Source organism: Mesorhizobium sp. NZP2234, from assembly GCF_013170765.1.
GTDB classification, from domain to species: domain Bacteria; phylum Pseudomonadota; class Alphaproteobacteria; order Rhizobiales; family Rhizobiaceae; genus Mesorhizobium; species Mesorhizobium loti_D.
Genome location: NZ_CP033364.1, coordinates 1687310 through 1711635 on the forward strand (window position 1 = coordinate 1687310; position 24326 = coordinate 1711635).

24 protein-coding genes and 1 tRNA gene are annotated in these 24326 nt (G+C 64.6%); 13 read left to right on the forward strand and 12 right to left on the reverse strand.

Going from position 1 to position 24326, the window contains the following annotated elements:
* Window positions 1-9 precede the first annotated feature (9 nt).
* Complete coding sequence (locus tag EB230_RS08255) at window positions 10-804, reverse strand: hypothetical protein (protein ID WP_172372019.1); 795 nt, start codon at window positions 802-804, stop codon at window positions 10-12.
* A gap of 174 nt (window positions 805-978) precedes the next feature.
* Here EB230_RS08255 and EB230_RS08260 point away from each other — a divergent pair, with 174 nt between their 5' ends.
* Window positions 979-1971 carry a sugar-binding transcriptional regulator gene (locus tag EB230_RS08260; RefSeq protein ID WP_244494136.1) on the forward strand — a complete coding sequence of 331 codons (993 nt, stop codon included), beginning with the start codon at window positions 979-981 and terminating at the stop codon, window positions 1969-1971.
* Here EB230_RS08260 and EB230_RS08265 read toward each other — a convergent pair.
* Genes EB230_RS08265 through EB230_RS08275 form a run of 3 tightly spaced genes read right to left on the reverse strand, consistent with a single transcriptional unit; the run spans window position 1958 to window position 5136 of the window.
* Window positions 1958-2809 carry a TIGR01459 family HAD-type hydrolase gene (locus EB230_RS08265; RefSeq protein ID WP_172372020.1) on the reverse strand — a complete coding sequence of 284 codons (852 nt, stop codon included), beginning with the start codon at window positions 2807-2809 and terminating at the stop codon, window positions 1958-1960. The two genes, EB230_RS08260 and EB230_RS08265, sit on opposite strands and share 14 nt — an antisense overlap.
* Entirely contained in the window at window positions 2806-4080 is a 1275-nt protein-coding gene (locus EB230_RS08270; protein WP_172372021.1) for an FGGY-family carbohydrate kinase, read from the reverse strand. The genes EB230_RS08265 and EB230_RS08270 overlap by 4 nt, the downstream gene beginning before the upstream one ends.
* 15 nt (window positions 4081-4095) lie before the next feature.
* The gene (locus EB230_RS08275; protein WP_056575965.1) at window positions 4096-5136 is read right to left on the reverse strand and encodes a class II aldolase/adducin family protein; all 1041 of its coding nucleotides are present in this window, start codon (window positions 5134-5136) and stop codon (window positions 4096-4098) included.
* A gap of 181 nt (window positions 5137-5317) precedes the next feature.
* Here EB230_RS08275 and EB230_RS08280 point away from each other — a divergent pair, with 181 nt between their 5' ends.
* The 8 genes from EB230_RS08280 (at window position 5318) to EB230_RS08315 (ending at window position 13752) form a co-directional block, all read left to right on the forward strand.
* Complete coding sequence (locus tag EB230_RS08280; RefSeq protein ID WP_172372022.1) at window positions 5318-6100, forward strand: DeoR/GlpR family DNA-binding transcription regulator; 783 nt, start codon at window positions 5318-5320, stop codon at window positions 6098-6100.
* Window positions 6097-7476: an FGGY-family carbohydrate kinase gene (locus EB230_RS08285; protein ID WP_056575969.1), complete on the forward strand. Its 1380-nt coding sequence runs from the start codon at window positions 6097-6099 to the stop codon at window positions 7474-7476. Before EB230_RS08280 ends, EB230_RS08285 begins: the two co-directional genes overlap by 4 nt.
* The gene (locus EB230_RS08290; protein ID WP_172372023.1) at window positions 7473-9017 is read left to right on the forward strand and encodes a sugar ABC transporter ATP-binding protein; all 1545 of its coding nucleotides are present in this window, start codon (window positions 7473-7475) and stop codon (window positions 9015-9017) included. Before EB230_RS08285 ends, EB230_RS08290 begins: the two co-directional genes overlap by 4 nt.
* A complete protein-coding gene (locus EB230_RS08295; RefSeq protein ID WP_056575973.1) occupies window positions 9014-10006 on the forward strand; it encodes a ribose ABC transporter permease in 993 nt (330 codons plus the stop codon). The genes EB230_RS08290 and EB230_RS08295 overlap by 4 nt, the downstream gene beginning before the upstream one ends.
* Before the next feature lie 80 nt (window positions 10007-10086).
* On the forward strand, window positions 10087-11025 hold the full coding sequence (locus EB230_RS08300; protein ID WP_056575975.1) for an ABC transporter substrate-binding protein: 939 nt from the start codon (window positions 10087-10089) through the stop codon (window positions 11023-11025).
* Window positions 11026-11096: 71 nt separating this feature from the next.
* Window positions 11097-11990 carry a sugar phosphate isomerase/epimerase gene (locus EB230_RS08305; RefSeq protein WP_056575977.1) on the forward strand — a complete coding sequence of 298 codons (894 nt, stop codon included), beginning with the start codon at window positions 11097-11099 and terminating at the stop codon, window positions 11988-11990.
* A gap of 138 nt (window positions 11991-12128) precedes the next feature.
* The gene (locus tag EB230_RS08310; RefSeq protein ID WP_056576558.1) at window positions 12129-12482 is read left to right on the forward strand and encodes a cupin domain-containing protein; all 354 of its coding nucleotides are present in this window, start codon (window positions 12129-12131) and stop codon (window positions 12480-12482) included.
* Between the two features lie 412 nt (window positions 12483-12894).
* Window positions 12895-13752 carry an MBL fold metallo-hydrolase gene (locus EB230_RS08315; protein WP_056575979.1) on the forward strand — a complete coding sequence of 286 codons (858 nt, stop codon included), beginning with the start codon at window positions 12895-12897 and terminating at the stop codon, window positions 13750-13752.
* A gap of 285 nt (window positions 13753-14037) precedes the next feature.
* On the opposite strand, the gene EB230_RS08320 is transcribed toward EB230_RS08315, so the two are convergent.
* From EB230_RS08320 to EB230_RS08330, 3 genes are all read right to left on the reverse strand, one after another.
* Window positions 14038-14490 carry a helix-turn-helix transcriptional regulator gene (locus EB230_RS08320; protein WP_155772506.1) on the reverse strand — a complete coding sequence of 151 codons (453 nt, stop codon included), beginning with the start codon at window positions 14488-14490 and terminating at the stop codon, window positions 14038-14040.
* 46 nt (window positions 14491-14536) lie between these two features.
* Window positions 14537-14613 (reverse strand) — tRNA-Arg (locus EB230_RS08325).
* Window positions 14614-14698: 85 nt separating this feature from the next.
* Window positions 14699-15862 carry a M20 aminoacylase family protein gene (locus EB230_RS08330; RefSeq protein WP_056575983.1) on the reverse strand — a complete coding sequence of 388 codons (1164 nt, stop codon included), beginning with the start codon at window positions 15860-15862 and terminating at the stop codon, window positions 14699-14701.
* Between the two features lie 271 nt (window positions 15863-16133).
* Here EB230_RS08330 and EB230_RS08335 point away from each other — a divergent pair, with 271 nt between their 5' ends.
* Window positions 16134-17300, forward strand: coding sequence for a D-alanyl-D-alanine carboxypeptidase family protein (locus EB230_RS08335; protein WP_056575984.1), 1167 nt, complete (start codon window positions 16134-16136; stop codon window positions 17298-17300).
* Between the two features lie 4 nt (window positions 17301-17304).
* On the forward strand, window positions 17305-18426 hold the full coding sequence (locus EB230_RS08340; RefSeq protein ID WP_172372024.1) for a GTP-binding protein: 1122 nt from the start codon (window positions 17305-17307) through the stop codon (window positions 18424-18426).
* Window positions 18427-18430: 4 nt separating this feature from the next.
* Here the strand turns inward: EB230_RS08340 and EB230_RS08345 are convergent, their stop codons facing one another.
* The 5 genes from EB230_RS08345 to EB230_RS08365 all read right to left on the reverse strand — a co-directional run bounded on the left by EB230_RS08345 (window position 18431) and on the right by EB230_RS08365 (window position 22375).
* Window positions 18431-18673, reverse strand: coding sequence for a sulfurtransferase TusA family protein (locus EB230_RS08345; protein ID WP_172375021.1), 243 nt, complete (start codon window positions 18671-18673; stop codon window positions 18431-18433).
* 5 nt (window positions 18674-18678) lie between these two features.
* Window positions 18679-20010, reverse strand: a complete 1332-nt coding sequence (locus tag EB230_RS08350; protein WP_172372025.1) for a murein L,D-transpeptidase family protein — start codon at window positions 20008-20010, stop codon at window positions 18679-18681.
* Window positions 20011-20231: 221 nt separating this feature from the next.
* Window positions 20232-21182, reverse strand: a complete 951-nt coding sequence (locus tag EB230_RS08355) for an acetyl-CoA carboxylase carboxyltransferase subunit alpha (RefSeq protein ID WP_056575990.1) — start codon at window positions 21180-21182, stop codon at window positions 20232-20234.
* Between the two features lie 98 nt (window positions 21183-21280).
* A complete protein-coding gene (locus EB230_RS08360) occupies window positions 21281-22201 on the reverse strand; it encodes a site-specific tyrosine recombinase XerD (protein ID WP_172372026.1) in 921 nt (306 codons plus the stop codon).
* A gap of 21 nt (window positions 22202-22222) precedes the next feature.
* Window positions 22223-22375, reverse strand: coding sequence for a hypothetical protein (locus tag EB230_RS08365; protein ID WP_056575994.1), 153 nt, complete (start codon window positions 22373-22375; stop codon window positions 22223-22225).
* Window positions 22376-22586: 211 nt separating this feature from the next.
* Between EB230_RS08365 and EB230_RS08370 the strand changes: the two genes are divergently transcribed.
* Both EB230_RS08370 and aroB read left to right on the forward strand, forming a co-directional pair.
* Window positions 22587-23198, forward strand: a complete 612-nt coding sequence (locus EB230_RS08370; protein ID WP_172372027.1) for a shikimate kinase — start codon at window positions 22587-22589, stop codon at window positions 23196-23198.
* The gene (aroB, locus tag EB230_RS08375) at window positions 23195-24325 is read left to right on the forward strand and encodes a 3-dehydroquinate synthase (RefSeq protein WP_246738925.1); all 1131 of its coding nucleotides are present in this window, start codon (window positions 23195-23197) and stop codon (window positions 24323-24325) included. Before EB230_RS08370 ends, aroB begins: the two co-directional genes overlap by 4 nt.
* Window position 24326: the final 1 nt, after the last annotated feature.

Here is a 24326-nt window from a genome sequence, read left to right on the forward strand (position 1 = left end):
TGCTGGGGCTTACGGCAAATGCGCAAGCAAGGTGGCGAAGACAGGCGTCAGCTCATCGACCGGGCTTGCCTTGGCGCAGGCCTGCAGGATGCGGTCATGACGGATATCGACCGCCAGGATCGCGATCTCCAGCATGTCCGGCTCCGGCGCGCCGTCACGCCCGGTGGTCGCCAGGCCGCAGGCCAGAACGACTGGCGCCAGGCAGCTTATGTCGAGGGCCCGCTCCCCCGCCATTTCCGGCGCGGCTTCGCCAAAGCGGACCGGACGCTGGCCGAGCAACTCGACCAGCAACGCAGCGCAGGTGGCCGCGATTGCCGGCAGCCCGGCACCCGGCGCGGCCAGGGCCGCCAGCAGATCGGCATTGCGCTTTCGCATGGCGGCGTGAGCGGCTGCGAAATCGGCTTCATGGATGCGGGCGTTTTCGACCTTGAGCCCGGCAAGCACCGCCTTGGCCAGATAGTACATGTCGCGCCGGAAGAGGCGCTCGGCGCTCAACTGCCGCTCTTCGTTTCCGGCCGGGAAATAGGTGCCAAGGCCCTTTACGGTCGTGCCGTCCACCTTGATCGGACGCTCATGCGGGACAAAGGATTCGGCGATCGACAGCGCTTCGTCGACGGCGCTGGCGGCATGGCTGAGCAGGCCTTCGATGCCCTTGCCCGGAAACGGCGGCAGATGACTGGTCGCCTCGCGCAGGACGCTGGCGTCGCCGCTGCCGTCATGGCGGCTCTGCCTGATGATGTCCCGGACTTCCCGCAACCGGTCCTTCAGGTTGACGCGGACGTCTTCGGAGATTTGTCGGAGCATCGCGGTTTGCCTCGAAAGTGCCGTGGAATGCCGCCTGCAAGGGGCGGCCACCAACTCTACATTGTTCCTATCGATTGGTAGATCAATAGGCGATACTAGACCAGCACGCAGAATCGGTGACGGCGCGCGCGTTCGTCACCGCGGGGGAGGGATGATTTGGCCAGGCGACGACAAATCGACGAAGGTCGGGCGGGTGCCGAAGCGACCGAACAGGTCGTCAGCGAAAGCCGGACGGATCGTCTGAGGATTCGGGCCGCCTGGATGTATTTCGTCGAGCAGATGACGCAGAACGAGATCGCCGACGTGCTTGGCGTCGGCCGCGTCACCATTGTGCGCATGCTGGCGGAAGCGCGTTCGCGCAACGAGGTCAAGATCACCATCGAGAGCGAATTGTCGGAGATCGTGCGGCTGGAGCGCGCGCTGGAGCGGACGTTCGGCCTGCAGCAGGCGCTGGTGGCACCGCTCACCGCGCCGAATGCCGACCCGATCCCCGCGATCAGCGCCAAGACCGGGATCTTCCTGTCCGATACGATGAAATCCGGCATGCGCGTCGGCGTCGGCTGGGGCCGGACGTTGTTCTCGAGCCTGCCGTTCATCAGCGCCAAGTCGCTCTCCGAGTTCAAGGTCATCTCGCTGCTGGGCGGCGTTGGCGTCGCGCGTCGCTACAATCCGGCGGAGTTCGCCTGGCGGTTCGCCCAGGTTTTCCAGGGTGACGGCTATCTCATTCCGACACCGGCCGTTGTCGACAGCGTCGAGACCAAGATAGCGCTGGTGGAGCGCTGCGGCCTGCAGGAAATCTTCGAGATGGCCGACACGCTTGACGCCGTGCTGCTGTCGATCGGCGGCATCGCCTCGGCGACGACCTTCTATCGGGGCGGCTTCCTCAAGGAGGCGGAGCGCGAGGCGCTGGTGTCGCGCGGCGCGGTCGGAGACCTTCTGTTCCATTTCTTCGACCGCAATGGCGATCTGGTCGACCATCCGATCAACAGCCTCGTGATGTCGGTGGATGTCGACCGCCTGCGCAAGGCGCCGATCCGCATCCTGACCTCCGGCGGCGAGGAGAAGATCGAGGCCCTGCTCGGCGCCATGAACTTGATCGCGCCGACGATCCTGATCACCGACGAGGAGAGCGCGAGGCGCATGCTCGAGGCGGTCAGCGCAGGCTGAAGGACCCCGTAATGTAATCGGGCCAGGCCTGCTGCTCGTCGAAAACGGCGGCAAGATCCGGTGTGTCCGCCAGTATCCCGCTGAGAACCAGTGCCGTGGCGATGCCGGAACCGTTTCCGCCCGCAATGTCATGCTCGACGCTGTCGCCAACGCAGACCACACTGGCGCGATCGGGCTCGCCGGCCAGTGCCAGTGCCGCGTCGAAAATCGCCGGATAGGGCTTGCCGATGCGGATAACGCCGCCGCCGAGGTCTTCGTAGAGATCTGCGATCTCGCCCGCGCCGAAACGGGGTCCGACCGCTGTCAGCATGATCCGGTCGGGGTTGGTGCAGAAGCACGGCACCTGACGCGCCGCCGCCGGGGCAAGCAGCCGGCGATAGTGGTCGAGGTCATGGCGGTCGCCCTCGCTGGCCGAGATCAGCACCAGTTCGGCGTCTTCGCCAGCCTGTGTCAGCACAAAGGGCAGGCCGTCGACCGCGGTGCGGTCGTCGTCGCGGCTGATCAGCAGGCACTTTGTCCCCGGGCGCAGTCTTCCCGATGCCGCCATGTCATTGAAGGAGCGCCACGCCACCTCGCCGGAGGAGACAAAATGGTCCCAGCTTCCGGCGGCGAAGCCGAGCTTCAGCAGGCGATCTTCATTGGGCTTGGCGCGCTTGCCGGAGTTGGAAATCAGCACCACCGTCTTGCCTGCGCGCTTCAGCGCCGACACTGCCTCCACAGCGCCTGGATAGGGGGCCCGGCCGTCATGCAGCACGCCGAACTGGTCGAGCAGGAAGACCTGGTAGTGCTGAGCCAGCGGTCCGATACCGTCGAGTCGTTCGATTGTTTTCGCGCTCATGGGAGTCCTGCCTTGCTTGCGCCCCTCAGCGCCAGCCGCGCGGTGCCGGCGGCGGCCTCGTCGGAAAGTGCGGGCAGGAAGTCGACGCCGAGCTTGCGCCGCCGGATATCAGTCCAGGCCGGATTTGCGGCGCCGCCTCCCACGCTCCGGACCGATGTCAGCGCCGGCGCGCCAAGTTCGGCCAATCTGCGATAGCCGAGTGCCTCGATCGCGGCCATGCCTTCCAACATCGCCTTGAGATAGTCGGTGTCGTCAGCCGGCCTTGGGGCAAGGCGTGGCCGCAGGGTCGGATCGGCGATCGGGAACCGCTCGCCTGGTGTACTGAGCGGGTAATAGTCGAGGCCGGTCTCGGTCGTGGGATCGATTGCCGCGCTAAGCTCGATGATCCGCGCCAGTGGAAAATGCTCCGCCAGCACCTTGCCGCCGGAATTCGACGCACCGCCGGCCAGCCAGGCGTCGCCGAGGCGATGGCTGTAGATGCCGAAGCGTGGCGCCGAGATCGGCCGGTCGGACAGGATCTTGATGGTCAACGAGGATCCCAGGGCCGTGACGCCGTCGCCGGCCGCCGTGGCGCCCGTCGCCAGGAACGAGGCGCAGCCGTCCGTGGTGCCGGCGACCACGACAACATTGCGCGGAAGACCGAACAGCTCCGCGGCGGCCGCGGTGAGAGAGCCGGTGACATCGCCAGGCTCGACGACATCAGGCAGCAAGTCCATGCGCATGCCGGTGGCCGCGATCCAGTCCGGCCAACGGCGGGCTTCGACGTCATAGCCTGTCTTCAGGGCATTGTTCTCGTCGCTGACATCGAAGTGGCCGGAAAGATTTCCGGCAATCCAGTCGGCCTGGTGCAGCACGGCCGCGATATCGGGCAGATGCTGGAACCGCAACGCCTTGGCGAGGCCGGAGGTCGCGCCGTGGGCGGCGCTTGCGTCCGGCGCCTCGCGGGCGATCGCGGCCAGTATATCCCCTTCGGCGACCTTGTCGTTGTACATCAGCGGCTCCGCCAGCGGCCGCCCGGTAGCGTCGACCGGCAGCAGCGTGCCCGACGTGCCGTCAATGGCGATGGCGCGGACGGAGGCGCGGTCGATGCCCGAAAGCAGTTCCGTCAGAGCCGCCTGGACCGCTTGCCACCATGCCGAGGGGGCGCGGGGATCCTCGCCGAATCTGTCGAGCCGGACGGTGGACTGGCCGGCAATCGAAAAGTCCGGGCGCATCGCGACAGCGCGCGCGCCCGATGTGCCGATGTCGATGCCGATGACAAGTGGCATCATGTCTTCCGTCCTTTGCTAGCCGGCGGCGTTCAGCTTCTGGCGATACTGCTCGGCGTCCCAATTGACCAGTTCGTCATTCTCGGCCGCGGTGAGATAGCTCAATCGGGCCGCGACATCGACGCGTGCCGTCACGTCGGCCAGGCAGCGCTGCATGGCGTCTGCGCCGGCGCTGGCGTCGCCGCGCATCAGCACACCGGCGTCGGGAAACAGGATCGCGACGGGTGCCGCGCCAAGCCGCGCGGTGACTCCCGCGGCGTCTTCGCCGGGCCTCGCCACGACCGAGCCCTGGCCGAGGAAGATGACGTGGTCGGGATAGAGGCTGCCGGCCCCGGCCATGCGGCGGCTTTCCGGATCGAGCGCGACGGCATGGGCTTCAACATCCGCCGGCAATCGGTAGACGCCTTCGCCGGCAAGCGCCGTCAGGGCCGCGATGTCGGGCGCGATGGTCGCGCGCGCCGGGCGCGCCAGCAGCGACCGGACGCGGCCGAGCAGACGCTCCGCCTCGGCGACGGTTTCGGCGGCGACGACCAGCCCGTGATTGCCGAGGATCAGTACGTCGACGCCAGGCCGCAGCTTCTCGGCAATGCCGCGGGCAAGCGGCAGGCCCGGCCGGAAATACGGTACGTAGGCCCATTCGATGCCCCCCAGCCGCTTGGCGACCTGGGCTTCGCCATCGGCCTGCACGGCAAGCGAAATCGTGTCGACGCAGTGGACATGCAAAACCACGCGTTGCGGCATCAAGGCGTGCACCGTGGTCTCGATCGATGGGCGCAGGCCGCGCGGATTAAGCGCCGCAATGGCGAAGCCCTGCGGCTTGTCGGCGGCCGGGTCGCGCTCCTCGACCGCCTTGAGCAGCGGCGCCATCGCCACCGGCACCATGATGTCGTCGGTGAGCGCATCCTTCAGCCAGGTGCCGGACGCCTTGATCCAAAGCGTGTCGCCGGCCTTGAGCGAGGTGTTGCCGCCCGCCGCCTGGGTCATATGCGCGTCCAGCCCAATGCCGGCTGAAAGTGCCCGCAGGGCCGCCAGTTCCTGCGCGTCAGCTTCGGTTGCCATGGCGCCTTTCCTTCCACGCTGCACGAAATCCCGCCGCTCGGGCCGCTGTCGGCGCTGATATCGCAGATGCGAGCGACTTGCGTCAACAGTGATCTACTATCATCAAAACTGGCTTGCAATCTCACTAATGTTGAGTAAGTTGCGCCAATTGCCGTGAGAAAATGGCATTGGGAGGAAGAAGTTGAGCGACTCCGGCCGCCAGCGTCAGATCGTCGAACTGCTGCGGGATCGCCCGTTTGCCTCGGTGCGCGAGCTGCAGGAGCGGCTTGGCGTTTCGGCTGCAACGGTCAGGCGCGACATCGACCGGATCGACGAGGCCGGTGAGGCGCGCAAGGTCTATGGCGGCATCTCGGCGCTCGACGGCGCCTCGCAGGCGGGCATTGCCTATGCCCGGCCCTATGACGAAAACCGCGACCTCGCCGTCGAGGCCAAGCGGCAGATCGCGGCCGTAGCGGCGACCATGGTGCGCGACGGCGACGCCGTGATCGTCCATGGCGGTTCGACCTGCTTCCACCTCGGAGTCAAGCTCGCCGACCGCAACATCCGCCTCTACACCAATTCGATGCCGCTGGCCGCCTATCTCAGCGACCATGGCCATTGCAGCCTCACTGTTGCAGGTGGTGAGCTGCATCGCGAGCCCGGCATCATCCATTCCCTGACCCAGGCAACGCCCTTCTACGCATCGAAATTCTTTCTCGGCGCGCAAGGTCTCAACGAGGAAGGGGTGCTGGAATCGCACCCCCTGCTGGTGCGCTCCATCGCCGACCTCAGCCTCTGTTCCGATCAGATCGTGGTGCTGGCCGACAGTCGCAAGCTGTCGATCCACGCGCGCAATGTCGCGCTGCCGCTGTCGCGCATCGGTACGCTGGTCACCGATGACGGGCTGTCCGATGCCGACGCGCGCATGCTGGAAGACGCCGGCGTCATGGTGCGGATTGCGTCCACTTCGGGGGCGATCCCATGAGGCTGGCGGTGCTCGATTTCGGCAAGACCAATTCGAAGCTGTTCGTCTTCAGCCAGGACGGGCGCATTCTCGACGAGCGCCGAACCCAGCCGAAATGGGCGCGCAAGGACGGGTTCAGCGTGCTCGACGAGGCCGAGCTCCATGACTGGGCACTCGGTGCCGTCACGGACGCCGTCGAAAACCATGGCGTGGAAGGGGTGATGGTGTCCGGCCATGGCTGCACCTTTGCTCTCGTCGATGACGCGGCGCTGACGCATCCGATCCTCGACTACGAGCAGGAGCCGCCGGCCGAAATCGCCGCGCGGATCGATCGCAGCATTCCGGATTTCGCCGAGACGTTCTCGCCTCGCCTGCCGCTCGGCTTCAACTATGGCCGTCACATGCTGTGGCTGCAGGAGGTCGATCCCGATGCGTTCGCGGCGGCGAAATCGATCCTCGGCTATCCGCAATATTGGAGCTGGCGCCTGGGCGGCCGGGCAGCATGCGAAGTGTCCTATCTCGGTTGCCATTCGCATTTGTGGGCGCCGCGCAAACGCGATTTCTCCTCACTGGTCGATGCCCAGGGATGGCGCGGGCGGATGCCGGCCTTCGAGCGCGCCGGCACGGTCATCGGCGAACGGCGCCTCGCAGGCGCGGCGCGGCCGATCGCCATCCACAATGGCGTCCACGACTCGAATGCGGCGCTGCATGCCTATCGCCGGCAGGACCTTGGCCCGCTGACCGTCGTGTCGACCGGCACCTGGGTCATCGTGCTCAATCCCGACTGTCCGCTGGAAGTGCTCGACCGTGAGCGCGACATGCTGGTCAATGTCGATGTCGACGGCGGTCCAGTGCCGACCATCCGCTTCATGGGCGGGCGCGAATTCGCCGTCATCAGCGACGGCTGGCAAGGCGCGATTCCGCATGGCTCGATCCAGCAAGCGATCGACGCCGGCATCATGGCGCTGCCGAGCTTCGCGCCGGGCGGGCCGATGCCGGACAGTGCCGGCCGGCTGGTCGGGCGCACGCCCGATGCCGGAGAACGCGCCGCGGCGGCTCTGCTCTATGTGGCGCTGATGGTCGATCTCTGCCTTGACCTCATCCATTCGCAAAACACCGTCATTGTCGATGGCGGGCTGAACGCCGGCGGCCTGCTTGCGGGGCTCATTGCGCAATTGCGCCCCGGCCAGGCCTTCCTGCAGGGCGCCTCGCTGGAAGGCAGTGCCACGGGGGCCGCGGCGCTCGCCTTCGAGAGCGTTGGGCGCGAATTCGCCGCCGAGGCGCCAGAGGCGGTGTATGCGGCGGGCTTCGGCGGCCTCGCCGGCTATCGCGACGCCTGGCGCGATCGCATTGCCGCGCGGGGCGCCGCCGTCAAGGCTGCGGGCGGTGTACGATGAGCGTGCCGGCGCAGAAACACGCAAGCAGTCATCCAGTGCTGGAGATGCGCCACATCTCCAAGACCTTCGGCGCGATCCGCGCCCTGCACGATGTCTCGCTCACCGTCCATGCCGGCGAGCTGCACGCGCTGATGGGCGAAAACGGCGCCGGCAAGTCGACGCTGATGAAAGTGCTGTCGGGCGCCTATCGGCCGGATCCCGGCGGCGAGATCCTGATCGATGGCGCGCCCGCCGCGACCGGCGATCCGATCAAGGCGCGAGCCGCGGGTATCGCGGTGATCTACCAGGAGCTGTCGCTGGCGCCCAACCTGACGGTGGCCCAGAACATCTTCCTCGGCAACGAGCCGCGGCGCTTCGGCATCGTCGACCGTGACCAATGCAGCCGGCGCGCGAACGAAATCATCGCGCGGCTCGGCGTTTCCTTCTCTGCGCGTGCCCTGGTCTCCAGCCTGTCGCTCGGCGAGCGCCAGATGGTCGAGATCGCGCGTGCGCTATCGACCAATGCGCGCATCATCGTCATGGACGAGCCGACCACGTCGCTGACCTCGCGCGAGACCGACCGGCTGTTCGAGGTGATCGCGACGCTGAAATCGCAAGGCATCGCCATCATCTACATCAGCCATCGCATGGAAGAGGTCTACCAGCTCGCCGATCGCGTCAGCGTGCTGCGCGACAGCGGCTATGTCGGCACGCTGGAGCGCGCCGACCTCAGCGCTTCGCGGCTGGTGTCGATGATGGTCGGACGCGATCTCTCCGCCTTCTACAAGAAGGATCATCGCCCACCGGACGAGAAGCGCGCGGTCGCGCTCTCGGTGCGCGGCATGTCCGACGGGCGGCTGTTGAAGAACTGTTCGTTCGACCTCCACAAGGGCGAGGTTCTGGCCCTGGCGGGTCTTGTCGGTTCCGGCCGCACCGAACTCGCCCGGCTGATCTTCGGCGCCGACAAACGCATATCGGGCACGGTGGAGCTCGAGGGCAAACCGATCTCCATCGGCTCGCCGCGCGAGGCGCTCGAGGCCGGCATCGCCTACCTCACCGAGGACCGCAAGGAACTTGGCTTGTTCCTCGACATGTCGATTTCCGACAACATCAACATGGGCGTGCTGGCCAGGGACGCGCGGGCCGCCGGATTCCGTGATTTCAGCGCCGCCGACAGGCGTGCGGCAAAAGCGATTACCGACCTGTCGATCCGAACCCGTTCGGCGCAGGCCAATGCGGGCTCGCTGTCGGGCGGCAACCAGCAGAAGGTGCTGCTCGCCCGGCTGCTGGAGACCGAGCCGAAGGTCGTCATCCTCGACGAGCCAACCCGGGGCGTCGATGTCGGCGCCAAGTCGGAAATCTACCGGCTGATCGACAATCTCGCCAACAAAGGCATCGCCATCGTGATGATCTCCAGCGAATTGCCCGAGGTGATCGGCGTCGCCGACCGCGTGCTGGTGATGCGCGACGGCACCATAGCGGGCGAGGTGACTGCATCCGGGGGCGAGCCGCTTCGTCAGGAAGCGATCATGGAACTTGCGACGGGAGCGGCCCAGGAATGACCGACAGAACGACGACGAGCGTGGATCAGGCCGCGGTCAGAAGCCGCCGGCTGCGCACCGCCTTTGCCGCACTTGGCATGCTGCCGGTGCTGGTGCTGCTGGCGGCCGGCTTCCAGTTCATCAATCCGCGCTTCCTTACCCAAACCAACCTGCTCATCGTCACACAGCAATCGTCGATCAACATCGTGCTGGCGGCCGGAATGACCTTCGTCATCCTCACCGGCGGCATCGACCTGTCGGTCGGCTCCATCCTCGCCGCCGCGGCGATGGTGGCGGTGCTGGTGTCATTGGTGCCTGACTGGGGTCTCCTCGGCGTGCCGGCGGCCATCCTGGCCGGCCTCGGCTTTGGCCTCGTCAACGGGCTGCTCGTCGCCTATGTCAGGCTGCCACCCTTCATCGTCACGCTGGGTTCGCTGACGGCCGTGCGCGGCATCGCCCGCCTGCTCGGGCAGGACACGACCGTGTTCAACTCCGACCTGCCGTTCGAATTCATCGGCAACGGCTCGCTGTTCGGCATTCCGTGGCTGGTCATCATCGCACTGTCGGTCGTCGTGCTGTCCTGGCTGGTGCTCAAGCGAACGGTGCTTGGCACATGGATTTATGCCGTCGGCGGCAATGCCGAGGCGGCGCGGCTGACCGGCATCAAGGTGCCGCTGGTGCTGCTCTTCGTCTATGGCGTTTCCGGCCTGCTCGCCGGGCTCGGCGGCGCGATGTCGGCGGCAAGGCTCTACGCCGCCAACGGCCTGCAGCTCGGCCAGTCCTACGAACTCGACGCCATCGCCGCGGTCATCCTGGGCGGCACCAGCTTCGTTGGCGGCGTCGGCTCGATCTGGGGCACGCTGATCGGCGGCCTGATCATCGCGGTGCTCTCAAACGGGCTCATCTTGGCCGGCGTCTCGGACATCTGGCAGTACATCATCAAGGGATTGGTCATCATCGTGGCGGTCGCCCTCGACCGCTACCGGCTCCAGGCAGGGGCGAGAACGTGAGTGACCTGGTCGCCGGCTTCAAAGGCAGGCTTGTGTAACGCACCGTGAGAGGCGCGGGGCAATCGGAGGAAGTAAGCGTAATGAAAACCATCGCCAAACTGCTCTGCGGCGCCGCATTCGCGGCCGCCGCCATCGCGCCGGCATCGGCCAAGGACCTCAACAAGGTCGGCATCTCGGTCGGCCTGCTCGGCAACCCCTTCTTCGTCGCCACCATCAAGGGCATCGAGGACGCGGCCAAGAAGATCAACCCGAAGGTCGAGGTGACGTCGGTGTCGGCCGACTACGACCTCAACAAGCAGGTCTCGCAGGTGGATTCCTTCATCGCCGCCGGCGTCGACGTGATCATGCTCAACGCTGTCGACGCCAAGGCGATCGCACCGGCGGTGAAGAAGGCACAGGCCGCCGGCATCATCGTTGCCGCCTTCGACGTTTCGGCGCCGGGGGCCGACGTCACCGTGATGACCAACAACGTCAAGGCCGGCGAGGAAGCCTGCCAGTACCTGGTCGACCACACCGGCGGCAAGGGTGACTACGTCATCCTCAACGGCCCGGCGTCGTCGTCGATCCTGGAACGGGTCAAGGGCTGCAAGAACGTGCTTTCTCAGCATCCCGACATCAAGATCCTCTCGGACGACCAGAACGCCGAAGGTTCGCGCGATGGCGGCCTGAAGGTATTCCAGTCGCTGCTCACCCGTTTCGACAAGATCGACGCGGTGTTCGCCATCAACGATCCGACCGCGATCGGCGCGCAGCTCGCCGCCAAGCAGCTCAACCGCTCCGAGTTCATCATCACCGCGGTCGACGGCGCGCCCGATATCGAGAAGGAACTCTCTTCCGGCACCTCGATGATCAAGGCCTCGGCCTCGCAGGACCCCTATGTGATGGCCGGCCAGTCGCTGACGATGGCGGCGGAGTTGCTCGCCGGCAAGAAGCCGGCGGAGGCAACCGTGCTGCTCGATCCCAAGCTGATCACCGCCGAGAACCTGAAGGACTACAAGGGCTGGACCGCGGCCCGCTGATCAGTCCGACACAAGCGCGGCCGGATTGATCCGGCCGCGCCTTCCTCATCGCCGCTAACCCGGAGACGATCATGTCGCGCATCGGAATCCATTCTTTCGTCTGGTCGGCAAGCTCGGCGCAGAGCGAGCTCGAACGCACGCTGGCCAACACCAGGGAGGCTGGCTTCGACCTGATCGAATTCTCCTATCTCGATCCCGCCGACGTCGACATTGGCGGGCTTGCCAAACGTATCGCCGATCTCGGCCTCGGCGTGGCGATCAGCATAGGATTGCCTGGCGACGGCGACATATCGAGCGCCGACAAGGCGGCAGCCGCGCGAGGCGTCGATATCCTCAACGACACCATCGCGCTGACGCGCGACCTTGGTGGCCGCAAGGTCGCCGGGATCCTCTCGACCAGCCACGGCCTGCAGGTCGAAGCGCCGACGCGCGACCAATGGAACCGCAGCGCCGGAACACTGGCCAAGGTCGCCGAGACGGCGAAGGCGGCCGGCGTCACGCTCAATCTCGAGATCGTCAATCGCTTCGAAAGCAATCTGCTCAACACCGCCGCGCAAGGGTTGGCCTTCATCGAGGATACCGGGTCGGACAACATCTTCCTGCATCTCGACACGTTCCACATGAACATCGAGGAGGCCGATGTCGGGCTGGCCATCCGCCATGCCGCAGCCAAGATCGGGTATGTCCATATCGGCGAAAGCCATCGCGGTTTCCTGGGCACCGGCAACATCGACTTCGCAGGGATTTTCGATGCGCTGACCGCAATCGGCTACGCCGACGATCTCAGCTTCGAATCCTTCTCCTCGGAGATCGTCGATGAGAACCTGTCGAAGAAAACCGCGATCTGGCGCAATCTGTGGACCGACAACATGGCGCTCGCCAAGCACGCGCGCGCCTTCATCGGTCTCGGGCTGGAAACGGCGCACCGCAAGGCCGAACTCGTCTCGGCCCGGCACAAGCCGTAGCGCGGTAGCGGGCAACAGGGCGTTCCAAGCTGGGTTACCGATGCGGAAACGCCGCTGGTTCTCCTGGTATTTGCATTGCTCCCGTCATGCGCATCGGCTATCCGACCTCTCGGACAGATGAAGCAAAAGGAGCCAGGCATGACGAACAAGACGATCCTGAAATTCGGCCCCGTCGAACACGCGGAAGCCGGCGACCTGCCTGGCTGGATCGCGGTCGAGGGCCAGCCGACCATGCAGACCGCCGTCCAGCACACGACAGCGGACGGCAAGGTGATATCGGGAACCTGGCGGGCGTCACCCGGCACCTATCACGCGACCTACACCGATTACGAGTTCGTGCACATGATCGCCGGTCGCATCATCATCACGCCGGATGGCGGCACGCCTGTCGAAGTGGGCCCCGGCGATGCTTTCGTCGTGGAAGCCGATTTCAAGGGAACCTGGAAGATCATCGAGCCGGTGACCAAGCATTTCGTGGTCAGGGTTGGCTGAACCAGCCTGATCGAAGTCGCAGCATGAGAGGCCCGCCATGGCGAACCATGGCGGGCTTTTCCTTGCCGGCTTGACGGGTTGCCTCGCTTGGACATGCGGACGCTTGTGCCTCTCATGACGCGCCTCGTCATCGTACGGTCCGTACAGAAGAGGACGATGCCTACTTCGACTACGTCACAGGCAGGCCGAGCGTTGGAGAATGCTTGTTTGCCAGCTCGTAAGTTGTCCCAGGAAACCGACATCGGCACCGGACTGCCGTTGCCGGAGCATGCTCGAGACCTATATCCGCTAGCGCATTTGTGATCGAACGGGACCCCAAACTGCCTGTCGCGGTGAAGGCAATCCGTTACGGTCGCGCCGCCCGCAGCGAGAGGATACCCATATGACGAGGTTCAATTCCACGGTCAGGCTGATGGCCGTGACGGCCTTGATGGTTCTGCATCAGGGGTTGGCAATGGCGCAGATGCCTGCGCAGCAGCCGGACGCCAAGTCGTTCAAGCTTGGCGAGCTTGACATTACAGCCTTGCACGACGCCCAGTTCGTGAAGCCAAACGATGGCACGACCTTCGGCCTCGATCACAGCCCCGCGGAGGTCGGCGAATTGCTCAAGGCCGCGGGGGCTCCGACTGACACCATCACGCTGAGCGTCGATGCCTTGCTGGTGAAATCAAAGGACAGCGTTGTGCTGATCGACACCGGAGTCGGCGGCGCGCTGCAGGACAGCCTGTCCAAGGCCGGGGTGAAAGCAGGTGACGTCAGTGAAATATTGATCACCCATTCTCACCCCGATCATATCGGAGGACTGGTCAAGGATGGGCAACTCGCTTTCCCCAACGCCACGATACGGATGTCGGACGTGGAGTGGAATTTTGCCAAGTCCAACAAGGCAGTGGCCGATATCGTCAACGTGATCGCCGATCACGTGAAACCGTTCAAGGCCGGCGCCCAGGTGGCCCCCGGCATCACCTCGGTAGCGCTCAAGGGCCATACGCCAGGCCATGTCGGCTATCAGATCAAATCCGGAAAAGAACGGCTTTTTGATATCGGTGATACCGTGCACAGTTCGATCCTCTCGCTCGCCAGGCCCGACTGGGCGGTGGCCTTCGACGGCGACAAGCCGGAGGCGGAACACAACCGGGCCAAGACTTTGGCGACACTGGCCAAGGACCACGAAATGATCTTTGCGCCACATTTCCCCTTCCCGGGTGTCGGCTATATCGAGAAAGACGGCGATCACTTCAAATGGGCGCCGAGCGACAAGCCTCAGTAGGCTTCCGGTCCTTGGTCAAAGAGGGTTATGGCGCGGTGACGTGGAGCGGCAGCTGTCTGCCCATTGGTGCGCTGAAGGAGCAATCATCGCCTTCGAGAATGCGCCATCCGCGCGATCCCGTATTTGGGTCGTGACGAAATAGACGCGGATACCGGCTGACGCCAAATTGTGCGGTCCAGGCAACCACATTTGGCTCGACAGTCGCCACGGGCGACAAACAGGTCTTGAAGCCGGGCCTGGTTACTGCCGTTCAGTTCGAGCTGGCCGGAGGGTGCGCGCCCAATCTCAGAGTAGCCGTCCCAGGAGGGCGATCAGCTCACTCTGCTTATGGGTGTCGGTCTTCTGAAAGATTGCCTTCAGCCTATGCCTGGCCGTTTCGGAGGCGATCCCCAGCATATCGGCGGCTTCCTTTGGTGGATGGCCAAGCAAGAGCACTTCGCACAGCCTCTGTTCGGCGGGTGTCAGACCGAAGGCAGGGGCCAAATCCGCTATCGTGGTGGCTTTGGCCGGCGTCGACAGGTTGCGTACGATGAGCAGAAAGAGCGGACCGCCCGAAAAGAGGGAACGAAACCCGGATACGCCGGGAAGGCGCACAATGCCGATCTGATGTGCGTTATCGGCGATTGGACCTTCAATGCCAACCTGCGCATCGCCTATTGATTTGCAGGTAGTGGCAACCACCGTCGATGGATTTTGAAGCCCTTCAAATGACTTCCTTGCCGATCGAATGACAACCAACCTTTGGATTAGATCGTCTAACCGGCTGAATTTCCTGTGTTTTTCGTGGTGATCCCGACAGGAATCGAACCTGTGACCTACAGATTAGGAATCTGCCGCTCTATCCTACTGAGCTACGGGACCACGCGGCCAGACACATAGCCGCTTCGGATCGTTTCGCCAAGGGGCCGGCCGCATGCAATTCGGCCGGCTCCTTGCGCGGCGGGCCTCAGGCGGCCAGCGCGGTTTCCGCCAGTTTCACCCAGTAGCTCATGCCGTGCGGGATGGCTTCGTCGTTGAAATCATAGGCTGGGTTGTGAAGACCGGCGGTGTCGCCATTGCCGATGAAGATGAAGGCGCCAGGGCGGGCTTCCAGCATGTAGGAGAAATCCTCGCCGCCCATCACCGGTTGGATGCCGCGGTGGACATGGCTGTCGCCCGCGACATCGGCCGCCACGTCGCTGGCAAACACCGTCTCTTCAGCGTGGTTGAAGGTGACGGGATAATTTGCCTGGTAGTCCACTTCGATCCTGGCGCCGAAAGCGGTCGCCAGTCCGTCGCAGATCGCGCGGATGCGCTCTTCGGACTTCTTGGCGATCTCCTTGCGCAAGGTGCGCACGGTGCCGGCGATCTCGGCTGATTCGGGAATGATGTTGTAGGCGTCGCCGGCATGGAATTTGGTCACCGATACCACTACGGCCTCGACCGGATCGGTACTGCGCGAGGCGATCGTCTGCAGCGCGCCGACCAGTTGGCTGGCGATGACGATCGGGTCGATCGTGCCATGCGGCATCGCGGCGTGGCCGCCGCGGCCTTTCACGGTGATGGTAAATTCGGCCGTCGCCGCCATGATCGGGCCCGGCCGGATGGCGAACTGGCCGACAGGCAGGCCCGGCATGTTGTGCATGCCGAACACTTTTGCGATGTCGAAGCGCTCCATCATGCCGTCCTTGACCATCTCGTTGCCACCGCCGCCGCCTTCCTCCGCCGGCTGGAAGATCACCGCCACGGAGCCGGCGAAATTGCGTGTCTCGGCGAGATATTTGGCGGCGCCCAGCAGCATCGCCGTGTGGCCGTCATGGCCGCAGGCGTGCATCTTGCCGGGAACGGTCGATGCATAGGCCTTGCCTGATATCTCGTTGAGCGGCAGCGCGTCCATGTCGGCGCGCAGGCCGATGGTGGCGCCTTCGCCCTGGCGGCCGCGGATGATGCCAACGACGCCGGTCTTGCCGAGGCCGGTGACCACATCGTCACAACCGAACTCCTTCAGCTTTTCAGTGACGAAGGCGGCCGTCTTGAAGACGTCGAAATTGAGCTCCGGCGTCTGGTGCAGATGCCGACGCCAGCCGGCAACTTCGTCCTGCATTTCAGCGGCGCGGTTCAGGATTGGCATGATGATTCCATTTCGTGGTTGGAGCAGCCGGCTTCAGCCTGGTGTTTGCAACTGGGCCCAGTGTTCTGCAATTGTGCCCGTTTTGCAATTGTGCCGGGTGTTTTGCAATTGTGATTGTCAGGTGCTTTGCCATGTTGGCGTCACATAGGGTAAATAGCACCGCAACAATGCGGTCCGTTTTTGAGGGACGGACTCCTTATGCTGGCGGTCACGTAACGAAATCTTACGGAGCCAGGGGCGATCAGGGCAAGAGGCGATTTCGGATTCGATCATGCGGCACAGGCATTTCCTCAAACTATTCTCGGCTGGCGCAATCGTGCTCCCGGTCCTGGCCGGGCCGGGGCTGGCCAATCCGGTGGTTGTCTTCGACCTGAAGAACGGCCAGATCCTGCAGCATCAGGATGCGTTCAAGCGCTGGTATCCGGCCTCGCTCAGCAAGCTGATGACCGCCTATGTGACGTTCCGGGCGATCGCGGCCGGCGAAGTCCAGCTTGATTCGCCGATCAAGGTGACCAAGCATTCCGCCGGCGAGCCGCCGAGCAAGATGGGTTTCAAGCCGGGCTCGGTGATGCGGCTGGACAATGCGCTGAAGATGATGCTGGTCAAATCGGCCAACGACATCGCCATGGCGGTCGGCGAGAATGTCGGCGGCTCGCAGGCCGCCTTCGCCGAGAGGATGAATGCCGAGGCGGCCCGGCTCGGCATGAACGGCACCCATTTCGTCAATCCGAACGGCCTCTACTCGCCCGACCAATACACCACGGCGCGCGACCTTTCGGTGCTGGTGATGGCGATCCGCCGCGAGTTCCCGCAATATGCGCCGTGGTTCTCCATCGAAGGGCTGGCGGTCGGCAAGAAGGCGATCCCGAACTACAACCTCCTGATCGGCCGCTATCCCGGCGCCGACGGCATGAAGACGGGCTTCGTCTGCCCTTCCGGCTTCAACATGATCGGTTCGGCGACGCGCAACGGGCGTACGCTGGTCGCGGTTGTGCTTGGCGAGAAATCGGCGGTCAGCCGTGCCGAGGCCGCGGCAAGACTGCTCGACCAGGGATTTGACACGCAAGCCGCCGGCTCGGCCACTGTCGCCACCCTGGCGCCCTACGGTGACACGGTCTCGCCCAACGACATGCATGACGAGGTCTGCAAGAAAAAGACGCCGGAGGAGCAGTCCGAGGCGCCGCCGGCCGCCGCCGCCAAGGACGTGCCGAAATCGCCCTACCAGAAGAAGCTCGACCACGTGCCGACGCTGGTCGCCGTCGGCCTCGGCGGCGCTACAGGTCCGGCGCCGAAGGCGATGCTCGACCAGGGCGGCAAGGAATATGCCGACGTGCCGATTCCGAGCTGGCGGCCGGATCGGCCGGCGCCAACCGGCGCCGGTCCGGCCGTTGCCGGTTCCGCCGCGCAAGGCGATCAGCCGGCCAAGGTCGCGAACTAACCTGATGAGCGGATTCCCGATCCCTGTCTCGGTGCTGACCGGCTTCCTTGGAGCCGGCAAGACGACATTGCTCAACCGGCTCCTGAAAGATCCGGCGCTGGCCGATACGGCGGTCATCATCAACGAGTATGGCGAGGTGGCGATCGATCATCTGCTGGTGGAGCAGGCTTCCGACGGCATCATCCAGCTTTCGGACGGCTGCCTGTGCTGCACAGTGCGCGGCGAACTGGTCGACACGCTGGCCGACCTCGTCGACCGGCTGCAGACCGGCCGCATCGGCCGGCTTGCCCGCGTCATCGTCGAGACCACGGGCCTTGCCGACCCGGCGCCGGTGCTGCAGTCGATCATGGCGCATCCGGCGCTCGTCCAGGCCTTCAGGCTCGACGGCGTCATCACGCTGGTCGACGCGGTCAACGGCAATGCCACGCTCGATGCCCATGTCGAGGCGGTGAAGCAGGTTGCCGTCGCCGACCGCATCGTGCTCAGCAAGGTCGACCTGGCGACCGATGCCGGCGATCTCGACACGCTGCGGACGCGCCTGCGGCAGATCAATCCGGGCGCCGAACTGCTTGATGCCGGCAATTCAGCAACAGGCGTGGCGGCGCTGTTTGATTGCGGCCTCTATAATCCCGCCACCAAATCCGCCGACGTGCGGCGCTGGCTCGGCGAGGAAGCGGCGCATGACCATGGCCACGGCCACCACCATGACGGTCATGACCACGGGCATAACCACGATCATGATCACGGCCATCGCCACGATCAGCGCGTGCGCTCCTATTCGCTCGTCCATGATGGTCCGGTGCCGTTTTCAGCCATAGAAATGTTCCTCGATCTCTTGCGTTCGACGCATGGCGAGAAGCTGCTGCGAATGAAGGGCGTGATCGAGCTCAGGGAAGATCCGTCACGCCCGCTGGTCATCCACGGCGTGCAGAAGATCCTGCATCCGCCGGCGCGCCTGCCGGCCTGGCCCGACGGCCAGCGTGGCACACGGCTGGTGCTGATCACGCTCGATATGCCGGAAGACTATGTGCGCCGGCTGTTCGCCGCCTTCACCGACCAGCCGTCGATCGACACGCCGGATCGGGCGGCGCTGGAAAACAATCCGCTGGCGATCGCCGGGCTTTGAATTGCTACGATCGCTGTTCGCCGCGCACGATCAGGAAGCGATGACCACCGGAAACGGCCGACGTTTCCACCAGATGATGGCCGCTGTCGGCACAGAATGCCGGTATGTCGATGACGGCCAGCGGATCGGTGGTCTCGAGCCAGAGTCGACTGCCCGGCTCCATCCCTGCCAGGCGCTTTTTTGCCTTGAGCACGGGAAGCGGGCAGTTCAGGCCCTTCAGGTCATAGATGGCGGTATCCACCAAGATCAAGCTCAGCCGCCGAACATGCCGAGCAGCTTGTTCTTCAGCTTTGTCACCCGGCTTTCATCAGCGCTTGCGGCCTGCGTTTCGGTGACCGGCGCGGCATCCGTGGGGGCCGCGATGGTGGCGGTGGCGACGGGAGCCTCCTTGGCGGCCTTGGCAGCTTCCTTTGCAGCAACGGCTTGCGCCTTGGCCGCTTCCTTTTCGGCCAGCGCCTGCGCCTTTGCGGCTTCCTTGGCCTGCTTGGCGGCCTCTATGGCGGCGAGCCGCTGCTCCTCGGCCTTCTGCTTGGCGGCTTTCTCGGCATCCAATGCCGCCATCTTGCGGCCGGCCGGCGAATCGATGCGACCCATGCGCGCCGTCTCGGTTACCGAGCCGTCGGAATTGAGCGACGGCGGATCGATCGGCACGCGCTCGCCGCGCGCCCGTCGCTTCGACCAGTCGGAGACGATGCTGGCTTCCTTGATGCCGGCAATGGTCGGCTTGGGCGGCGGCACGCTTGCCCTGAGCGCGCTGTTGAAGGCAGCGTCATAGGTGCTCTGGTAGGCGTTGTAGGCGCTCTTCAGCGAATCCGGCTGGGTGGTCGCCGGGCACGGCCCGGTCGGATCGAATGTCTGGCCGTCGGCGGCGACCTGGTTGAAGACGTAGCGCTTTTCGCAGACGTCGACCTTCGGGGGCACCTTGGTGATCTCGAAATTGTCGTAGCCGACCTTCAGCATCTTCCAGAATTCATAGTTCGGGTCGTTGCGATAACGCGCCATATTGGCGGCGGTCATGCGGAACGGGAAGGCCTGGATCTGGAATTCGGTCTGGCCGCCCTGGAAGGCGTCGCGGCCGAAGGCATAGATCTGCTCGATCTGCGCGTCGGTCATCGAGTAGCAGCCCGACGACGAGCAGGCGCCGTGCACCATCAGGTTCTGACCCGTGCGGCCGTTGGCGCGGTCATAGGCGTTGGGAAAGCCTATGTTGAAGGACAGGTGATAGTTCGACCTGGGATTCATCTGCGACGGACGCACCGTGTAGAAGCCCTCCGGCGCCTGGCGGTCGCCCTCGGTGTATTTGGGCCCGAGCTTGCCCGACCATTTGCAGATGTCATAGGAAGCGACGAGACCGTAGCGGCCGTCGGTCTTGGCCTTCCAAATCTCCAGCTTGCCCTCTTCCTTGAAGATGCGCGCCATCACCGAAGAGGTGCGCACCATGCCCTTGGCCCTCATGTCGGCCAGGATTTTGTCCGGCAGCGGCTTGTTGGCTTCCGGGGCAAAGTCCTTCATCGACGAATCATTGCAGCCGGCTACGACTATCGAGGTGATGAGGACTCCGGTGCGGGCGAGCTTGGCAAACATGGATACGGCTATGTCTTTTCCCTCGGGCCAATGGCTTCAAAATGCCGGGCCCGCATGCTGAACACCCACGGACCGTAAGCCCGTTAACCTTGAAAATTCCTTACCGCAAGCCTCGGCCAACGCCTCACAGCAATTTCATTGAACCGAATGCGACGGCATTTTTGTGGCGGAATCGTGCCTTCCCGCCACTTTGCGGTGTCGGTGTCCATCGTGGCCAGTCGCTAGAGGCTGCGGCCCATGGCCAGGTATTTCTCGCGACGCTGTTCACGGAAGTCGGTGTTGGCGCCGGCGAATTCCTTCATCGTCTTGGCGATGAGGTCGCCGGTGGCGGCAATCACTGTTTCGGGGGCGCGCTGGGCGCCACCCATCGGCTCGGGGATGATGGCGTCGATGATCTTCAGCTCCAGGAGATCCTGCGCGGTGATCTTCATGTTGGTCGCCGCGTCCTTGGACCGCGTGGTGTCGCGCCACAGGATCGAGGCGGCGCCCTCCGGAGAAATCACCGAATAGATGGCGTGCTCGAGCATGTAGACTCGGTTGGCGGTGGCGATGGCGATGGCGCCGCCCGAACCGCCTTCGCCGATGACCACCGAGATCGACGGTACTTTCAGCGCAAGGCAGGCCGAGGTCGAACGGGCAATGGCTTCGGCTTGGCCGCGCTCCTCGGCACCGACGCCGGGATAGGCGCCCGCCGTGTCGACCAGCGTCAGGAGCGGAATCTTGAAGCGGTCGGCGAGTTCCATCAGCCGCACGGCCTTGCGATAGCCCTCGGGACGTACCGAGCCGAAATTGTGCTTCAGGCGGCTTGTCGTGTCGGAGCCCTTTTCCTGGCCGATGATCGCGACTGGCTCGCCGCGGAAGCGGGCAAAGCCGCCGACAATCGCCTGGTCCTCGCCGAAATTGCGGTCGCCGGCGAGCGGCGTGAAGTCGCTGAATAGGCCTTTGATGTAGTCGACGCAGTGCGGCCTGTCGGAATGGCGCGCTACCTGCACCTTCTGCCACGGCGTCAGTGCCTTGTAGAGATCGCGCAGCGCGTCGCGCGATCGCTTCTCGAGCCTGGTGATCTCATCGGCGACATCGACCGCCTCGCCGTTCTCGGCAAGCTTCTTGAGCTCGAGGATCTTGAGCTCAAGATCCTGCACCGGCTTTTCGAAATCGAGGTAATTGTACATGCTTGAGCGGACCGATACGTCGGAAGGCAAGGACCGCGGAACCCTTGAAACCAGGGTCCCGGGCGGTGAAATGTCGTCCTCACATAGCGATATGAGGCCTAGTCGGCAAGCGGATGATGATCGTTGACCAGCCGCACCAGCCGCTCCTCCAGCACATGGGTGTAAATCTGTGTCGTCGATATGTCGGCATGACCGAGCAGCTGCTGCACCGCCCTGAGATCGGCGCCATTCTGCAGGAGATGGCTGGCGAAAGCATGGCGCAGCACATGCGGCGATATCTTGCCCGAAGCGATGCCGGCCCGCGCGGCCAGTCCTTTGAGGTCGCGGGCAAAGACCTGGCGCGAGAGGTAGCCGCTGTCCGATGCGGCCGGAAACAGGAACGGGCTGTCGGCGAAGGCGGGCACCCCGGCCCGGGCGGCCAGCCAGGTCCGCATCGCCGCGCGCGCCTTGGCCGACAGCGGCACCATGCGCTCCTTGTCGCCCTTGCCGCGCACCATGAAGAAACGGTCGTCGCGCTGCGCCACCGTCACAGGCAGGCCGACAAGTTCGGACACGCGCAAGCCCGTGGCGTAGAGCACCTCGACCAGCGCATGCAGGCGAAGCGCCGCCAGCCGGTCGTCGCTATAGCCCATCCCGGCATCGCCGGCTTCGGTCGCGGCGCGGTCGATCAGCCGGCCGGTCTCGGCCTCGCTCATCGTCTTGGGCAGCGGCCGACCCTTTTTCGGGCTGTCCAGCGTGCCGGTCGGGTCGTCGCCGCGCAGACCCTCGGCATAAAGGAATTTGAAGAATTGGCGGATCGCCGACAGTTTGCGCGCTTGCGAGGTCGGCGCGAAGCCGCGCGCGGCGATGTCGTCGAGATAGGCGCGGATATCGGCGGCTGTCGCACCGGCAAGCCCGCCATCGATCTCGCGCGAAGCGTCTTCGAGGTCGCGCCGGTAGGAGGAAAGCGTGTTTTCGGCAGCGCCCCGCTCGGCGCTCATCATTTCCAGGAAGGCCTCGATGCGGGCGGCGCTGTTCATCCTAGGGATCAGTTTCTCGGGTCAATTCTTCTTGGGATTCAGCTTGTCCGGGGGGATGCGCACGCTCATCTCCGCTTTTTTCGGCTCGACGAACATCACCAGTGCGAACATCGTACCATAGGCAATGCCGGCCAGAATCGCGAGGGTCACGACAAAGCGAAACAGTGTCGGCATCAATTTTCGCTCGTCTTCTTGTTCTGCGTTTCCAAACCCTGTGCCCTTATGGGACGCCAATCCGGCCAATTCAAGGAAGAAGCGGAGGCCTGTTAGCAACTTCTGATGCAGGCGCCCATCCGCCCATATCGGGCTCCGGGCGCTCGGCACGCTTGACGCAAACCGGCTTTTCATGTCGATACGCCGGCAAAGAGGGCCCAAGAAACAGCTGATGAACGCGCACCAGGCAAATCCTCCAGGCGAGACCCATGCCGCGCTGCTTGGCCGGCTGGGCGGCAGGTCCATTGTCTTTGTCGGCCTGATGGGCGCCGGCAAGACGGCGATCGGCCGCAAGGTGTCGACCATGCTTTCGCTGCCCTTCATCGATAGCGACCAGGAGATTGAAAGCGTTTCGCGCATGACTGTGCCGGAGCTGTTCGAGCGCTATGGCGAGACCGAGTTCAGGGCGCTGGAGCAGCGTGTCATCCTGCGCGTGCTGGAAAATGGCCCGCAGGTTCTGTCGACCGGCGGCGGCGCCTTCATGAACGCGCAGACGCGCGAGGCCATCGCGGCCCATGGCGTGTCGGTGTGGCTGAAGGCCGACCTCGACCTTCTGATGGAACGGGTCTCCAAGAAGCAGAACCGGCCGCTGCTGAAGAGCGCCGATCCCCGCGCCGTGCTGGAGCGGCTGATGGGGGAGCGCTATCCGGTTTATGCGACCGCTGATGTCACCGTGCCGACCCGCGACGACCGCAAGGAGATCATCGCCGCCGAGGTGCTGGCCGCGCTGTGCCGGCATTTCGGCATCGAGGAAATCGCAGCGACGGGCGAGGTCGAATCGTGAGCGTGCCCGTCACCGTCGAAGTCGGACTTGGCGACCGGGCCTACGACATATTGATCGGTTCCGGTCTTCTGTCGCGCGCCGGTGAGGAGATTTCTCGCCGGCTGCCGGGCACGCGCGCCGCAGTCGTCACCGACGAGAATGTCGCCGCCGCGCATCTCGATACGCTGAAGGCAGGGCTTGAGAAGGGCGGCATCCAGCCCACCGTCATCACAATGCCACCCGGCGAGAAAACCAAGAGCTTCGCCCATCTCGAAGAGGTGGTCGATGGCGTTCTGGCAGCCAGGCTGGAGCGCGGCGACGTCGTCATCGCGCTGGGCGGCGGCGTGATCGGCGATCTCACCGGTTTTGCCGCCGGCATCGTGCGGCGCGGCATGAATTTCGTGCAGATCCCGACCTCGCTGCTGGCGCAGGTCGATTCCTCGGTCGGCGGCAAGACCGGCATCAACAGCCCGCGTGGCAAGAACCTTGTCGGCGTCTTCCTGCAGCCCAAGCTGGTGCTGGCCGACACTGAAGTGCTCGACACGCTGCCGATCCGCGAATTCCGCGCCGGCTATGCCGAACTCGCCAAATACGGGCTGATCGACCGGCCGGAATTTTTCGCCTGGCTGGAAGCGAACTGGAGACAAGTTTTCGCCGGCGGGCCGCAGAGGGCACAGGCGATTGCCGAGGCCTGCCGGGCCAAGGCCGATGTCGTCGCGCGCGACGAGTTCGAGACCGGCGACCGCGCGCTGCTCAATCTCGGGCACACGTTCGGTCACGCGCTCGAAGCCGCCACGCAGTATGACGGAGCCCGCCTCGTCCATGGCGAAGGGGTCGCCATCGGCATGGCGCTGGCGCATCGGTTCTCCTCGCGGCTCAATCTGGCCAGTCCCGACGACGCGGCGCGCGTCGAGACGCATCTGCGCGCCGTCGGCCTGCCGTGGCGGATGTCCGATATTCCAGGTGACTTGCCCGATGCCGAGGCGCTGCTTTCCTTCATCGGCCAGGACAAAAAGGTATCGCGCGGGGCGCTGACCTTCATCCTGACGCGCGGTGTCGGCCGGGCCTTCATCGCCAAGGACGTGCCTGCTTCGGAAGTGCTGTCCTTCCTGAGGGAAAACCATCCCACCAGCCGGAAAGCCGGCTGAG